Origin of the sequence: Brucella ciceri (assembly GCF_041930145.1) — a bacterium.
In the GTDB taxonomy this organism is placed as follows: Bacteria; Pseudomonadota; Alphaproteobacteria; order Rhizobiales; family Rhizobiaceae; genus Brucella; species Brucella intermedia.
The window spans coordinates 82,925-98,064 of record NZ_JBHEEV010000005.1 but is presented as its reverse complement, the minus strand read 5'-3'; the positions used below and the strand labels follow the sequence as shown (position 1 = coordinate 98,064).

The following is a 15,140-nucleotide window of genomic DNA, read 5'->3' as shown; positions in this document are numbered from 1 at the left end:
AGGGTGGGCGAAGCAGGTTGGGTCCTAGCTAAAAAGTGACTCTCGTGGCTCTATTGTATTAAATTAGAGCATTCCGTTCAAACTTCAGGTGACGCCGATGAATGACGAAAATATGGATCAGCAGGGCGGGGTGGTGTTACCTTCGCATTCCTATTCCGGGTCATATGCGTGGCAAACGAGTTTCTATGATGCCGAACTCGATCCACGTGACTGGCTGGCAGCCATCATTGACGGTTCTGATGACGCGATAATCAGCAAGGACCTGAATGGTAACGTTAAAACCTGGAACAGGGGAGCCCAGCGACTATTCGGATACGAACCTGATGAAATTGTGGGAAAGCCGATCACCATCCTTATCCCGGATGATCGCCTGCAAGAGGAGCCGGCGATTTTGGCCCAGATTCGCGCGGGAAACCGCGTGGATCATTTCGAAACCGTACGAAAGAAAAAAAACGGGACGCTTTTTGATATCTCTCTAACCATCTCTCCGATCCGGAATGCAGGGGGCAAAATTATTGGCGCATCCAAAATAGCCAGGGATATCACCGAGCGGCGTCGGGCTCAGGAACAACAGCGCCTCCTGATGGGCGAAATGAATCATCGGATCAAAAACCTTTTTGCACTGGCAAACGCGATTGTTTCCTTGAGCGGGCGGGAAGTGAAAACCGCCGAGGAATTGCGTCAGCATTTGCAGTCCAGACTTTCTTCACTTGCAAGAGCCCACGCACTAACAATGCCCGATTGGGAAGAAGTTGGAGCGGCGTCCATCTCTCTCCACGCGCTTCTTCAGACAATACTCGAACCTTACGATCACCAGAATATAACCGTTACCGGCGCCAATCCCGCGGTCTCCGGAAAGCAGCTGAGCAGTCTTTCGTTGTTGCTCCACGAGTTCGCGACCAATGCGGCCAAGCATGGGGCGCTTTCAGCGCCTGGGGGCAACCTTTCTGTAACTGCCCTTGAAACCGAAGATACGTTTGAATTGCTCTGGTCGGAAACCGTACAGGATCACCCCGAAGAACCCAATGTTGAAGGGTTTGGAACCCGGTTGGAGGCCGCGCTCTCGGGCGCTCTCAACGCCAGGGTTCAACGGAACTGGACCTCGACTGGTCTCGAAATCAGCTTGCTGGTCCCCAAAGCAACACTGGAGCCTAAATAGAAGAACGACTTCACCAAGCGATAACGGCGTAGTGGCTTCGCTGCAATCTCTTGGCGCTTACTACCGGCGCGCCAAAGGTTCCTTGGGTGCCTTCAAGGATGAGTTGTCGCAGATGATATCGAAGCTTACTCCAGCGGACTGTCCGGTGCTGAACAAAGGAACACGAGGCAACGCCGCGTTTCCGATTGAGCAACCTTTGAGATTTCCACAAGTCATCGAAGTTACGCCGCTAATTCCCGTTCTCCAACCACTTTGGGTCTTGCCGCGCTCCCGATCCTCCTCCCATGCGGTTACTCAAACCGGAGGAGTCCATACGGTGACAATCGGAAAGACGAAAATTGCCGCGATCATCAAAAAGAAGATTCGCCAGCCGGGAGGAACAGCCCGATAGCCGAGCCCGGCCGACACGATTGCGAGCAAACCTGTCAAGGGCCAGCCGAAATAGCCAAAGATGATAAGGTAGGCTTCGTAAGGAGTGAAATTGATCACTGTCAGGCCTGCATAACGCGAGCGGGGGGGGGGAGAGGGATGATGCGAATGCTCCAGCGCTTGTCTGGTGACGACCCATCAAATCCAGATGGCAAATCCTAAACATGCTGCAGCTGGAACTTCGTGCCTTTGGTTTCCTATGGGCGAAACAAGGTAAGTTCCTGGAGGAACGTTCCATCACCCTTGGGTTCTGACGACATCTCGCCCAGAAAGCCGGAGAATTTGCCAGTGGTTCCGATTACGGCAAGCGCCGATTTTCCGTTTTCAGCCTCTTGTCCTGCTACCACGATGCTTCCGGCTTCGAATTTCAGTGTCCATTGGCACTGTCCGTGAGCACCGCTTTTGGTCGTCACGCAGCAGCCGCTATTGGTGCCTATATCGCGCCGGTACTAATCCATCAAAGGTTGATCGAAGACGAACAGGTCACCCTGTGATGGTCCGTCTGAGCCGGTGTCCACGGATCTCTTTTCTCCACGCGTCCCGTCCGCGATCGTGATGATCTTTGTTTCGTCCCGTCGCGGCTGCTGCGATTGATCGGGTGGCGAAACCAACCTTGCTTTACCGGCCATGTTTTGCGACCAGCCAATACAAGAGGCCACTCCGACGACGAGTAGCGCGCCAACGGTGACGATATCTCGGTTCATTTCTTCCTCGATGGTAAGTGTTTGCTGTTACGGTTCGTTCGTCAATTGTCGCGCATCTCGCATTGAGACAACCTTGGTCTTTGCCTGGATCAGGGTGCACATCTCATCGATGCAGCCCTCGGCGCGGATACCTCAAAATCCGAAATTAGCACACAGAAAGAGTTCGCCATCGTTTTCGACGGAGGATTTCCGGTCGATGACCTTTGATGGATTGACACCTCCACGTTCTCCGGTATTCTTTTATAAAAGCTTATATAACATAATTGTGGAACAATTCAAAAATGGGGATTTTGTCTTGCGGATCAAACTAGCACTCCTTCTGGCTTCTGCGATGCTCTTGAGTCCCGGTGCTTCACTGGCGCAGGATAAGGGCGGCGTTATCAATGTCGCGACAATCGGCGAGCCGCCGACGCTCGATCCGATGGTTTCCACCGCTGATCTGGTGGGGATCGTCACGCAGCATATTTTCGAAACGCTCTACACCTTCGACAAGGAATGGAAGCCGACGCCATTATTGGCAGAAAGCCTGCCGGAAATCAGCGCGGACGGAAAAACCTATACGATCAAGCTCCGTTCCGGCATCAAGTTCCATGACGGTAGCGACATGACGTCGGAAGACGTGGTTGCGTCGCTGGAGCGCTGGACAAAGCTCGCTTCGCGGGGAAAACAGGCATCGGTCTTTATTGAAAATATCGCGGCGACCGATCCGGCTACGGTGACGATAACGCTCAAGCAGCCATATGCGCCACTGACCTCACTGCTTGCCTTCAACAATTCTGCGGCGATCATCATACCCTCAGAAAAGCAGGCTGAGCCGATGAACGAATTTATCGGCACCGGTCCCTATATGCTCAAGGAGCGAAAGGCAGATCAGTATATTCAGCTCGTGCGTTTCGACGGTTACAAGTCGCGCGACGGCGAGAGCGACGGTTATGGCGGCGCGCGTCATCAATATCTCGACGAAATCCGTTTCGTATCGGTCCCGGACGCCAACACTCGTGTCGAGGCCGCGGTTTCCGGACAGTATGATTATGTCGATTCCATTCCGGTCGAATCCTTTGACAAGATCAAGTCTTCGACAGCTTCCCAGCCATTGCTTCTGAAGCCCTTCGGCTATCCTGTGTTTGTCTTCAACACCAAGGAAGGGGTGGCGTCGAAATTGCCGGTACGAAAGGCTGTAACACACGCATTGAGTATGGAAGACATGCTTGCGGCTGCGTTCGGCAGTACGGAATTCTACGCATTAGACGGTGCCTTCTATCCTTCCAATTTCGTCTGGAATACGGACGCGGGTGTGGAAGGCAATTATAACGTGGCCCAGCCGGAAGCTGCAGCAGAAGATTTGAAGGCTGCCGGCTACAATGGAGAGCCGCTGCGCATTCTGACCAGCCGCCAATATGAGTTCCATTACAAGATGGCGCAGGTGGCCGCCGAATATCTGAAGCTTGCCGGTTTCAACGTGGATTTGCAGGTTGTCGATTGGGCGACGCTGACGCAGCGCCGTGCTGATCCCAAGCTCTGGGATATCTATATAACGCACAGCCCTTTCCTGCCCGAACCTGCTTTGATGGGGTCTCTGTCGACCAGTTCGCCGGGCTGGTGGGACACGCCAGCGCGTAAAACCGTAGTCGATGCTTTCACGTCGGAATCCAATCCGGACAAGCGCATTGCGCTGTGGGCAGACGTTCAGAAGACCATCTATGACGAACTGCCCCTGATCAAGATCGGCGACTTCAATGCTGTCGCGGCGATGTCCACCAAGCTGGAGGGCGTTGAGCCAGCGCCGTGGCCTTACTTCTGGAATGCTTCGTTGAAGAAGTAACTCCCGGCAATGCAAATGCCGTCCGTCCGGTCGGCATTTGCTGAAATCTTCAATCTGGAGAATCTGATCGCATGGTGCGCTACATCCTTCAGCGATTTGTCGGCATGGCTGTCGTCATGTTTCTGGTCGTGACGATCGTGTTCGTGATTGTCCGGGTGACGCCCGGCGATCCTGCCGCCGTCATGCTTGGACCAGATGCATCGGCGCAGGATATTGCCGATCTGCGCGCCCGGCTTGGTCTGGATCAGTCGCTGGTCATTCAGTACTTTTACTACATAGGTCAGCTGCTGAAGGGCGATCTCGGCCAGTCGATATTCCTCAACATGCCAGTCGGCGCAGCATTGCTCGATAGAGCCGAGCCGACGTTCTTTCTGACAGTTCTTTCGCTTCTGATTGCATGCATCATTGCTCTGCCGGTCGGAGTTTATGCGGCTTACAGACGTGGTTCCTTTGTGGATCAGGCTGCAACGACGGTTGCCATGCTCGCAGCGAGCATACCGAGCTTCTGGCTCGGCCTTATCCTCATGCAGTTTTTTGCGGTCCGGCTGAACCTGTTTCCGGTGTCCGGCTATGGCGGGCCGGGTTCGAGCTTCATGGATCGAATGTATCATCTGATCCTGCCAGCCATCGCGCTGGGGCTGGTTTCCTCTGCCCTGATCCTGCGCTTCACACGTGCCTCAATGCTTGATGTTCTAGGTGACGATTACATCCGCACGGCGCGCGCAAAGGGCCTGATAGAGCGGCGTGTGATCATGAAGCATGCCTTGAAGAACGCGCTGATCCCGATCCTGACCGTGATTGGTCTCACCGCGGCCGTCCTGATCTCCGGCGCCGTGGTGACGGAAACAGTGTTCGGCCTGCCGGGGGTTGGCAATCTTGTGGTGTCTGCAGTCCTGCGTCGGGATTATCCGGTAATCCAAGGCGCGCTGCTCGTCATCGCGGGGCTCTATGTCTTGATCAATTTCATCATCGACATGCTCTATCTGTTCGTAGATCCGAGGGTTCGCTACTGATGGCCGATCTGGTTACGACTACGCAAAAAGCACCCTCGGAACGCGCTTTGTTTGTCCGTCGGCTGTTCAAACGCAAGACAGTGGCGGCTGGCATTATCGTGCTTGCGGTCTTTGCCATCCTCGCGCTGCTGGCGCCCTGGATTGCACCTTATTCGCCGTCGAAGCTATCCATCGTCAACCGTCTCAAGCCGCCGAGCGAAATGTTCTGGTTTGGCACGGATGAGTTCGGACGTGACGTCTTTTCTCGTACGATCTATGCCGGACGGCTGTCACTTATGGTGGGCGCGGCTGTTGTCGTCCTGTCGGCGATCATAGGAGTGACACTCGGATTGCTCGCAGGTTTCTTTCAGCGTCTGGATACTCCCATCGCTCGCCTGATCGACGCGATGATGGCGTTCCCCGACATTCTGCTGGCCATCGCGCTGGTCGCTGCGCTCGGCCCATCGCTGGCGACGGTCATCGTTGCCCTGTCAGTCGTCTACTCACCGAGGCTGGCGCGCATCGTGCGCGCCTCGACGCTGGTGATCCGTGAATTGCCTTATGTCGAGGCGGCTCAATCGCTTGGAATCTCGACATTCCACATCATGACGCGGCACGTGCTGAGAAATCTGATCTCGCCCATCATCGTGCAGTGCACTTTCCTCTTTGCGAGCGCAATGCTTGCCGAAGCGGGGCTCTCCTTCCTTGGTCTCGGCGTAAGCCCCGAGATTCCAACTTGGGGAACCATGATCGCCGCGGGACGCCAATATATCGGCCAAGCCGACTGGATGACCTACTTCCCCGGCTTCGCCATCATTCTTTCCGTCCTCTCGCTTCAGATGGTTGGCGACGGACTACGCGACATGCTCGATCCAAGACTGCGAAGGGATTTGTAATATGATTTCCGGTGAACAGGCGAAGCCGCTTCTCATCACCAATGTCAGACCGGTAGCTTTCGGTGAACATTCCGATACGACGACCGATATTCTCGTCGGGAAGGACGGCAATATCAGCGCCATCGGCAAGTCGTTGAACGCACCGGCAGAGGTGGAGCGGATCGATGGCAAGGGAGCCTGGATTTCGCCGGGTTGGGTCGATCTGCATGTTCATATCTGGCATGGTGGTACGGATATCTCGATACGCCCTTCCGAATGCGGCGCTGAACGAGGGGTGACGACACTCGTCGATGCCGGTTCGGCGGGGGAGGCCAATTTTCACGGCTTCCGGGAATATATCATTGAACCTGCCAGGGAACGGATCAAAGCCTTCCTCAATCTTGGTTCAATCGGCCTTGTCGCCTGCAACCGGGTTCCGGAATTGCGCGATATCAAAGATATTGATCTCGACCGTATTCTCGAATGCTACGCAGCCAATAGCGAGCATATCGTGGGGATCAAGGTCCGGGCCAGCCACGTCATAACCGGGTCGTGGGGCGTTACGCCAGTCAAGCTTGGCAAGAAGATCGCGAAGATACTGAAAGTGCCCATGATGGTCCATGTGGGTGAGCCGCCCGCGCTCTATGATGAAGTTCTTGAAATTCTCGGGCCCGGCGATGTGGTTACGCATTGCTTCAACGGCAAGTCCGGCTCCAGCATCATGGAAGACGAAGACCTGTTCAACCTCGCGGAACGCTGCGCGGGCGAGGGCATCCGGCTGGATATTGGCCACGGCGGGGCGTCCTTCTCGTTCAAGGTCGCGGAGGCGGCAATTGAACGGGGACTCCTTCCATTCTCGATCTCGACAGACCTGCACGGACATTCGATGAACTTTCCTGTCTGGGATCTGGCGACAACAATGTCCAAATTGCTGTCGGTCAACATGCCGTTTGAAAATGTCATCGAAGCCGTCACGCATAACCCGGCATCGGTGATCAAGCTCTCGATGGAAAACCGGCTTTCTGTTGGGCAACGTGCCGATTTCACGATCTTCGATCTGGTTGATGCCGACTTGGAAGCGACGGATTCCAATGGTGATGTGTCTCGGCTGAACAGGCTTTTTGAGCCCCGCTACGCAGTCATTGGCGCTGAGGCGATTACGGCCAGCCGCTATGTGCCGCGTGCGCGCAAACTCGTTCGCCACAGCCACGGCTATTCGTGGCGCTGAAACTGGCAGCGCCGCATTGAATTTTGCGGGAACGTCCCGTGACGAAATGATGAGGAAAATTCGTGTCCCATTCTCTCCAAACGACCGAAGTACGATACTCCCCCTATGAGCGCCTGGCTTCACTTGGCATAACCTTGCCGCCGCCGCCGCCGCCCATCGCGAACTTTGTCACGCATGTTCGGGAAGGCAACATCCTCTATCTTTCCGGGCAAGGGCCAAGGGAAGAGAGCGGACATTTGCGGGCCGGTAAGGTCGGCGGCGACATCGGCGTGGATCAGGCCTATCAGGATGCCCGTCTCACCGGTATCAATCTGCTGGCCGTCATGCACGGAGCGCTTGGCGACCTTTCCCGTGTAAAGCGTGTCGTGAAGCTGTTGGGCATGGTCAACGCCGTGCCCGACTTCGAGCTACACCCCAATGTCATCAACGGCTGCTCCGATCTTTTCATCGAAGTGTTTGGTGCAGCCGGTCAACATGCGCGTTCAGCCGTCGGCTTCGGTTCCTTGCCGGGCAATATCACGGTTGAGATCGAAGCGATCGTCGCCCTGAAAGACTAGGACAGCGTCAATGATTGCGCCAGCCCATCAGCTTTTCGATCTTCGCCGCCGAAGCGCGCACCTGACCGGTGTAGCGGCTTTCGTCGGAAAGCACTTTCTGTTCAGGAAGCACGATGGAGATTGTCGCAACGCATTGTCCATCGCGGTCGCAGATCGGGGAAGCAATGCAGGCAACGGCATAGTCGGATTCCGCAATCTGGATCGAGAGCCGCTCATCGAAGGCTTTCGCCGCAGCCTCCGAGAGACTCGTGGCGTCGATTTCGGCCCGACCGGTCGGAGAAGTCCGGGCGCAGCGCTTGAAAAGCTCGATCCGTTCATTCTCAGCCAAATGCCCCACCAGAAGCCGACCGGATGCAGTCCAGTTCAAAGGTACTCTTGTGCCGACACGCGAGGCAACCTGAAACGGGCTTGGTCCGTCCGCCATGGCCAGAACAAGCATATGGTCTCCATCCCGGCCGCACAGTTGCACTGCTTCGTTCGCTTCGCGGCAGAGATCATGCATTTCGTGCGTGGCGACGCTCATGAAATCAAGCGACCGCGCGTAGGCAAGACCGTAATGATAGAGCCGCGCACCGAGCCAGATCGCACCGTCCGCGTTGCGGGCGAGCATGTTTTTCTCAACGAGATCATCGATGGTCACATAGACCGTGGACAGAGGCGCCTTGATCGCCTTGGCAATCGCATAGGGACCAGCTGGAGCGCCGGCCTCATAAAGATAGTCAATCACCTGCAACGCACGGTCGATGCCGCTGACACGCGAGCGGCGTGTCGACTTGGTTTCGGTATCGTCTGCAGGGGACGTTTCGGCGGGAATAGCGGTTGACAATACGCTCACTCAAGTGCTCCGTGTGAAATTCGAGAAGTTATTACATTATTATGGCATATATGTCGATACCTGAGACAGCGAAAGAAATGGGAGAATTGACATGACCGATGATATCCGCCGCAAGATCGGGCTTCGACCGGTCATCAATGTTTCCGGCACGATGACATCGCTTGGCGCATCCATCGTGGTGCCCGAGGCAATAGAGGCGATGGCAGCGATCTTGCCCCAGTTCGTCGAGGTCAACGATCTCCAGCGCAAGGCAAGCGAAGTGATTGCACGGTTGACAGGCGGCGAAGCTGGCTTCGTCACGGCGTCCTGCTCGTCAGGCATTACACTTACTGTTGCCGGAACCATGACAGGCAACAACCTTCTCGCGATTGAAAGGCTGCCGGATACGACGCCTGAAAAGAACGAAGTTCTGGTGCAGACCGGTCACGTGGTCAGTTACGGCGCTCCGGTCGATCAGGCAATCCGGCTTGCGGGAGGCAAGGTCGTCCTGATCGGACAGGCGACATCTACCCATCGCTATCACATGGAGAATGCGATTACCGAAAAGACGGCTGCGGCGGTTTATGTCGTATCGCACCATGTTGTGGACTATGGCCTTCTGCATCTAAGCGAGTTTGTCGAGATCGCGCACGCCAGGGGCGTGCCGGTGATCGTGGATGCTGCATCCGAATATGACCTGAAGCTCTTTCTGGAAAAGGGCGCAGATATTGCAATCTATTCGGGACACAAGTTTCTTGGCGGCCCAAGCTCGGGGATTGTCGCAGGCAAGAAGGAACTCGTTCGCCATGCTTTCCTGCAAAATCTCGGCATTGGGCGCGGCATGAAAGTTGGCAAAGAGAGCATTTACGGCGTCATGGCTGCACTGGAAGCATGGGAAAAGCGTGACCATGCCGGAATTCGCGAACGGGAAACCGGATATCTGGAACTGTGGAAGAGAACGCTTGATGGCCGCCCCGGTGTCACGGCTCTGATCGAACCAGATCCGACGAACAATCCGCTCGACCGCCTGCGAGTGATTGTGTCTGCAGCCGATGCGCACATCACGGCTTGGGATCTCGTAACCGCTCTTGCGCGTGGGAATCCACCGATCATAACCCGTGACCATGAGGTAGAGCACAACTATTTCTATCTCGACCCATGCAATCTGCATCCCGGACAGGAGACTGTCGTGGCTCGACGTTTGGGTGAGGAACTCGACAGAGCCCGGGCATCGAACGAGATTATCGCTACCCCCTTTGAGGACCGAAGCAGGCATCGCTTCGATGGCTTGCTGCGTTGGCCGGATTGATGGCTGGCAGAGGCTGAGTAACGCGGAGGAACATTATGACGTCTGGGAAATTTGCGACGGTTGGAAAACACGAACCTGTTTTATCCGTTCGAGGACTGACTACCTCCTTTCTGGTCGACGGCGCATGGAAACCGGTTGTCGATGATGTTTCCTTCGACGTTCATCCGGGAGAAACCGTCGCAATCGTCGGCGAATCCGGCTCGGGCAAGAGTGTTACTTCGCTGTCGATCATGCGTCTTCTGCAGAAGGATACGAGCCGCATCGAAGGCAGTATCAGCTTGGCCAGTCGGGAGCTTCTGACGCTCTCGGAAAATGAAATGCGCCGCATTCGCGGCAACGAAATTGCCATGATCTTTCAGGAGCCGATGACGAGCCTCAATCCGCTCTTCACAATCGGCGACCAGATTTCCGAAGCATTGCTCTGCCATTCGCAAATGTCGAAGGCAGACGCGCGCGCTGAGACGGTCCGCTTGCTTGAAAAGGTCCGCATTCCGTCCGCTGCATCCCGCTTTGATGAATATCCGCATCGTTTTTCGGGCGGTATGCGTCAGCGCGTCATGATTGCAATGGCTCTGGCATCGAGACCCAAATTGCTGATCGCCGACGAACCGACCACGGCACTGGATGTAACCATTCAAGGCCAAATCCTCGATCTTATCAAAACGTTGCAGGAAGAAGAGGGCACTTCGGTTCTTTTCATTACGCATGATATGGGCGTGGTGGCGGAAATATCGGATCGTACTGTTGTCATGTTTCGTGGAAAGCAGGTTGAGACAGGACAGACGGCCGATATTTTCAGGCAAAGCAAACATCCCTATACGCGAGCACTTTTGTCGGCGGTTCCTGTACTGGGTTCGATGCAGGGCTATCAACGTCCTCTACGGTTTCCGATAGTAGACGATGCGACTGGGCTCGCGGAAAAACCGGTCGAAGTGGCGGATACCGTCGACAACGTCGATGTTCCGGTGCTGGAAGTAAAAGGTCTTACAAAGCGCTTCGAGATTTATTCAGGCTTCATGTCTCGACTGAGCGGGCGTGTCCATGCGGTGGAGAACGTGTCTTTCACTCTGCGCAAGGGGGAAACCCTTTCGCTGGTCGGCGAAAGCGGGTGCGGGAAATCGACGACCGGGCGCGCCATCATGCGATTGACCGAACCGGACTCCGGTGAGGTTCTGGTGGAAGGCCAGAATATCCTCAGCCTCGGCAGGCAGTCCATGCGCGAGATGCGCCGAACTGTTCAGATGATCTTTCAGGATCCTTACGCGTCGTTGAACCCGCGTATGACGGTGGGAGCCGCCATTGCGGAACCTTACATTGAACACCGGTTGGGAAGCGCAAGGGATGCGAAGAATGTTGTCGCAGACATGCTGGAAAAGGTCGGCCTGACGCCGGATATGGCAAAGCGCTACCCGCATGAATTTTCCGGCGGGCAAAGACAGCGCATCTGTATCGCCCGCGCGCTTGCCCTGAAGCCCAAGGTTATCGTTGCCGATGAAAGTGTGTCGGCGCTGGATGTCTCGATCAAGGCTCAGGTCATCAACCTCATGCTGGATCTTCAGGAGAGCCTTGATCTAGCGTTCCTGTTCATCTCGCATGACATGGCCGTTGTGGAGCGTGTAAGCCATCGCGTGGCCGTAATGTATCTGGGCGAGATCGTAGAAATAGGGCCGAGGTCGTCGGTCTTTGAAAACCCCCAACACGACTATACACGCAAGCTGATGGCGGCGGTTCCGATCCCTGACCCTGACCGACGCAAGACCAGGCTTTCAAGCGAAGGGGGAGAACTCAAGAGCCCTATTCGGCCCGCGGATTTTGTCGTGCCTTTGCGTGAATATCGCGAGGTTTCGCCGGAGCACTTCGTGGCGTTGTGGGGCACGTGATCTTACGAGCGGACTTATGATTGATCCGGCGCTGCCCCAGCTTCGCCAACAGCAACGAACGCCTATGGGGTGGCGTCGGGCTGGGCGGTAGCTACAATTGGGATGGCGATAAATATTCGATCTATGGAAAGGGTTCAGTTAACACCAGCCTGGCCGAATTCGGTGATAGTTACTGCTACAAGGGAAATATCGGCTTTCGCGTAAAGTGGTGATTAGCGGATTTATCGCTTCAGAGCATAGGCTCGCACACACCGGGCCCGGAGGCGTCTGCATATCTTTGAGGTGGTCAAGAGAAACCTTCTATGAGCACCTCGACCGCGTTCCAGAGGGGATAAATACCCCCAAATTGTCTTCGTGGCTGGCACCACCAAAGTTTTGTCCTGGAACATATGCCGCAGCTCGCTGTTAGGGCGGTGAGCGAAAGAAAGGACAAGCCGAAATGGAAAGACAATATCCACAGCCGCCGTTCGAAACCCAGCACCAACCCATGCCCGGTTACACAGAAAAGATGAATCCGACGCCCGACCATGGGGAAACCTCCTACAAGGGGTCGGGCAAACTGGAGGGGTTGCGGGCGATTATCACGGGGGGAGACAGCGGTATCGGCCGAGCTGTGGCGATAGCATATGCACGCGAAGGCGCGGATATGCTGATCGCCTATCTGGAAGAAGATGAAGACGCGCTCGCCACCAAATCACTCATTGAGAAAGAGGGCAGAAAGGCTGTCCTGATGAAGTGCGATATCCAGCATGCACAGACTTGCCGCGATGTGGTTGATCGCGCTGTGAGCGAGCTGGGCGGCATCGATATTCTGGTGAACAATGCGGCTCATCAGGCAAGTTTCTCGGCGCTCGACGATATCAGCGACGAGGAGTGGGAACTGACGTTTCGCGTCAACATCCACGCGATGTTCTATCTGACGAAAGCAGCCATTCCTCACATGAAACCCGGATCTGCGATCATTAATACGGCTTCCATCAATTCTGATATGCCGAATCCGAGTCTGCTGGCCTATGCAACGACCAAGGGCGCGATCCAGAATTTTACTGCGGGACTGGCGCAGCTTCTGGCGGAAAAGGACATTCGCGCCAATGCTGTCGCTCCCGGGCCGGTATGGACCCCACTCATTCCCTCAACCCTTCCCGAAGATGCGGTACGAAATTTCGGCAAGCAGACACCTATGAAAAGGCCTGCCCAACCGGCAGAACTTGCTTCTGCTTATGTCATGCTGGCAGACCCGCTGTCGAGCTTCACTTCGGGCGCCACCGTAGCTGTCACCGGCGGCAAGCCGCTCCTGTAGCGGGATGTATCTGCCAGCTGCGGCAGGCGCATTCCACCGCTATTTTTTCGGATCGATCAATGCCAGGCCCAGTTCCGGTCGATAGGTCCGCATCATGGTGCTTGCGTTTTCCTTGATGATCACCTCCAGCGTTGGGCGGACTGTCGCTTCGATCAGATGACCGCCTTTCGCCTCACCACTGCGCATTCCAACAACGACATGCAAATGCAGGCCGGGCCTTCCTTGTTCATCCAGCGCGCAATCGCCGAGCAGGCTGAGCACTTCGCATTGTTCGTTGATCTCGATCCGGTGATAGTCCTGCCGTTCAAGGTCGAAAAATCCCAGCGTCGCTTGGCTGAAAGCGCCGATCCCGGACAACGAGGCCGCAGTGAGGGCCTGTTCGCGGACAAAACGTTCAAGCGTTGCGACCACGGCTTCTTCCCGGGGCAGCACAACGATGAAAGTGCGCTGGCCTTCGCCTTCTCCCAGTACTTTGAACTGCATTTCCTGTCTCCTGTTCCTGGGTTTCGGAAACGCAACCAACAGCGCGGCAAAAGGTTTCAGTTCGCTCCAACCTGAAGAGACAACCGAATTGTTGGAAATTTTTTGGAAGACCGATCCTAATCCTGCATCGGCCCAATGCCCTGCATCAGTCGCGCGGATTCCCTTTCCGGCCAGCCATAGGCGTCCCGGGCATAGCGTTCCAGTTCGTGGCGGTTACGAATAAAAACCACTCCTCGTTCTGACTTGATCAGGCCTAATCCCTCAAGAATGTGAAGGGAAGTCGTGACACTGGGACGACGAACGGCAAGCATGACTGAGAGGAATTCGTGGGTGAGAGAAATTTTATGGCCGGATATTCGGTCATCGCACATCAGCAGCCAACGGGCTAAGCGTTGCGTGACGCCGTGAATGGCGTTCGAAACGGCTGTATAAGCAAGCTGAATAGAAAAGGCCTCGATGGATCGGATCATGATCTTCGAAAAGTTGCGGTTTCCTTCCATCCACCGGCGAAACTTGTCATAAGGCATTTCGTAGCCTTGCGCGGCGACCTGCACGAGGACATCATATGAACTGGTTTCGACCCCGGCGATCGCGGAGGTCGGAATATATCCGTCACATCCGAAGATTCCCGCTTCTGCCCGGCGTCCTTCCGTGGTGGTAACGACAATTGAACCGATACCCGCCGTGAGGAAATAGACCTTTTCGATCGGCTTTCCCGTTTTCGCGAGTATCGTACCGCGTGGGAGTTCCGCATATGATGTCTCGCGGATGACGTTCTCGTAGTCGGACGGAGAAAGCAATGCCAGAAGCTTATTGGCCCTGGCATCTGTCGGCGGAAAAGACATCTGGTGCACCTCGGTCGTTCGTCATGAGGGTGAACCTGCGGAGCAAAAATTGGTTCCGGAAGCACTTTGCAGAGATCTCGTTTCCAGACTGTGAGCAAGGTTCGCCCACCCCGCTTCGGCTATTGCTCCGAAACGCTTATCCCACCCGGGTGTAAATTGCTTTCGAGCCGAGCTCTCGCCCTGTTAAGCCTGCTCTTGATCGTTCCGATCGTGCAGCCGGTTGCCATCGCGGCGTGTTCGTAGCTTAGCCCGTTGAATATCACCAGATCGAGCACCTTTTTATGCGCGGGGGACAATTTACCATATGCCTCGCCGACATCCTGCAATTCGAGCGCCAATTCCTGAGGCGCGCTTATCGTCGGCTCCTCCCACGTCTCGAGCGCATCTTCGCGGCGCGCTTTCTTGATCCTGGTGCAGAACGTGTTTTTCATAATGGTGAACAGCCACGACTTGAGCGAGCCGTAAGGGGTGAACCTGTCTCGATGGCGCAGAGCTTTCAGAAGCGTCTCCTGCACCAGATCATCGACGTCGGAACTTTGATGGCACATCGTCCGGGCGAACTGGTGCAACGCGGGCACCAGCGCCAACACCTCTTTTTCGAAATCCGATTTTGATGGCATGGTGTATTCCTCCTTCACCGGGGAAGTAAGATCGTGCCGGCCAGTTGGTTCCCTCCAAAGTGGGTAAATGTACGCTAGCGTACATTCTTACAGCTCGCCGCCGCGAGAACGATCGCGATCTTT

Annotated in this window: 15 protein-coding genes and 1 pseudogene; 11 read left to right on the top strand and 5 right to left on the bottom strand. The window is 55.5% G+C overall.

Going from position 1 to position 15,140, the window contains the following annotated elements:
• Positions 1-97 precede the first annotated feature (97 nt).
• Both JNC63_RS11475 and JNC63_RS11470 read left to right on the top strand, forming a co-directional pair.
• Positions 98-1,159 carry a PAS domain S-box protein gene (locus tag JNC63_RS11475; protein ID WP_100229464.1) on the top strand — a complete coding sequence of 354 codons (1,062 nt, stop codon included), beginning with the start codon at positions 98-100 and terminating at the stop codon, positions 1,157-1,159.
• Between the two features lie 31 nt (positions 1,160-1,190).
• The gene (locus JNC63_RS11470) at positions 1,191-1,550 is read left to right on the top strand and encodes a hypothetical protein (RefSeq protein ID WP_164874701.1); all 360 of its coding nucleotides are present in this window, start codon (positions 1,191-1,193) and stop codon (positions 1,548-1,550) included.
• A gap of 487 nt (positions 1,551-2,037) precedes the next feature.
• Here JNC63_RS11470 and JNC63_RS11465 read toward each other — a convergent pair whose 3' ends face one another.
• Positions 2,038-2,292 carry a hypothetical protein gene (locus JNC63_RS11465; protein ID WP_006470717.1) on the bottom strand — a complete coding sequence of 85 codons (255 nt, stop codon included), beginning with the start codon at positions 2,290-2,292 and terminating at the stop codon, positions 2,038-2,040.
• Positions 2,293-2,623: 331 nt separating this feature from the next.
• Here JNC63_RS11465 and JNC63_RS11460 point away from each other — a divergent pair, with 331 nt between their 5' ends.
• The 5 genes from JNC63_RS11460 to JNC63_RS11440 all read left to right on the top strand — a co-directional run bounded on the left by JNC63_RS11460 (position 2,624) and on the right by JNC63_RS11440 (position 7,766).
• Positions 2,624-4,114, top strand: coding sequence for an ABC transporter substrate-binding protein (locus tag JNC63_RS11460; protein WP_266018360.1), 1,491 nt, complete (start codon positions 2,624-2,626; stop codon positions 4,112-4,114).
• Positions 4,115-4,185: 71 nt separating this feature from the next.
• Positions 4,186-5,127, top strand: a complete 942-nt coding sequence (locus JNC63_RS11455; RefSeq protein ID WP_006469698.1) for an ABC transporter permease — start codon at positions 4,186-4,188, stop codon at positions 5,125-5,127.
• Entirely contained in the window at positions 5,127-6,002 is an 876-nt protein-coding gene (locus JNC63_RS11450; protein WP_006469699.1) for an ABC transporter permease, read from the top strand. The genes JNC63_RS11455 and JNC63_RS11450 overlap by 1 nt, the downstream gene beginning before the upstream one ends.
• Position 6,003: 1 nt before the next feature.
• Positions 6,004-7,209, top strand: coding sequence for an amidohydrolase/deacetylase family metallohydrolase (locus JNC63_RS11445; protein ID WP_006470715.1), 1,206 nt, complete (start codon positions 6,004-6,006; stop codon positions 7,207-7,209).
• Positions 7,210-7,271: 62 nt separating this feature from the next.
• Positions 7,272-7,766 (top strand): RidA family protein, encoded by a 495-nt coding sequence (locus JNC63_RS11440; protein WP_006469701.1) that lies wholly within the window; start codon positions 7,272-7,274, stop codon positions 7,764-7,766.
• A gap of 7 nt (positions 7,767-7,773) precedes the next feature.
• Here the strand turns inward: JNC63_RS11440 and JNC63_RS11435 are convergent, their stop codons facing one another.
• Positions 7,774-8,601: an IclR family transcriptional regulator gene (locus tag JNC63_RS11435; protein ID WP_006469702.1), complete on the bottom strand. Its 828-nt coding sequence runs from the start codon at positions 8,599-8,601 to the stop codon at positions 7,774-7,776.
• 91 nt (positions 8,602-8,692) lie between these two features.
• Here JNC63_RS11435 and JNC63_RS11430 point away from each other — a divergent pair, with 91 nt between their 5' ends.
• From JNC63_RS11430 to JNC63_RS11415, 4 genes and pseudogenes are all read left to right on the top strand, one after another.
• Positions 8,693-9,889, top strand: coding sequence for an aminotransferase class V-fold PLP-dependent enzyme (locus JNC63_RS11430; protein WP_063620392.1), 1,197 nt, complete (start codon positions 8,693-8,695; stop codon positions 9,887-9,889).
• 35 nt (positions 9,890-9,924) lie between these two features.
• Entirely contained in the window at positions 9,925-11,769 is a 1,845-nt protein-coding gene (locus JNC63_RS11425) for an ABC transporter ATP-binding protein (RefSeq protein WP_006469704.1), read from the top strand.
• A gap of 38 nt (positions 11,770-11,807) precedes the next feature.
• Positions 11,808-11,981 (top strand): annotated as a pseudogene (locus JNC63_RS11420) (autotransporter outer membrane beta-barrel domain-containing protein); the annotation flags it as partial.
• 227 nt (positions 11,982-12,208) lie between these two features.
• Complete coding sequence (locus JNC63_RS11415) at positions 12,209-13,069, top strand: SDR family oxidoreductase (protein WP_006469707.1); 861 nt, start codon at positions 12,209-12,211, stop codon at positions 13,067-13,069.
• 39 nt (positions 13,070-13,108) lie between these two features.
• Here JNC63_RS11415 and JNC63_RS11410 read toward each other — a convergent pair whose 3' ends face one another.
• From JNC63_RS11410 to JNC63_RS11400, 3 genes are all read right to left on the bottom strand, one after another.
• Positions 13,109-13,552 (bottom strand): PPC domain-containing DNA-binding protein, encoded by a 444-nt coding sequence (locus JNC63_RS11410; protein ID WP_006470712.1) that lies wholly within the window; start codon positions 13,550-13,552, stop codon positions 13,109-13,111.
• 116 nt (positions 13,553-13,668) lie between these two features.
• Complete coding sequence (locus tag JNC63_RS11405) at positions 13,669-14,397, bottom strand: Crp/Fnr family transcriptional regulator (protein ID WP_006469709.1); 729 nt, start codon at positions 14,395-14,397, stop codon at positions 13,669-13,671.
• 119 nt (positions 14,398-14,516) lie between these two features.
• Entirely contained in the window at positions 14,517-15,017 is a 501-nt protein-coding gene (locus JNC63_RS11400; RefSeq protein ID WP_006470711.1) for an RNA polymerase sigma factor, read from the bottom strand.
• Between the last annotated feature and the right edge of the window lie 123 nt (positions 15,018-15,140).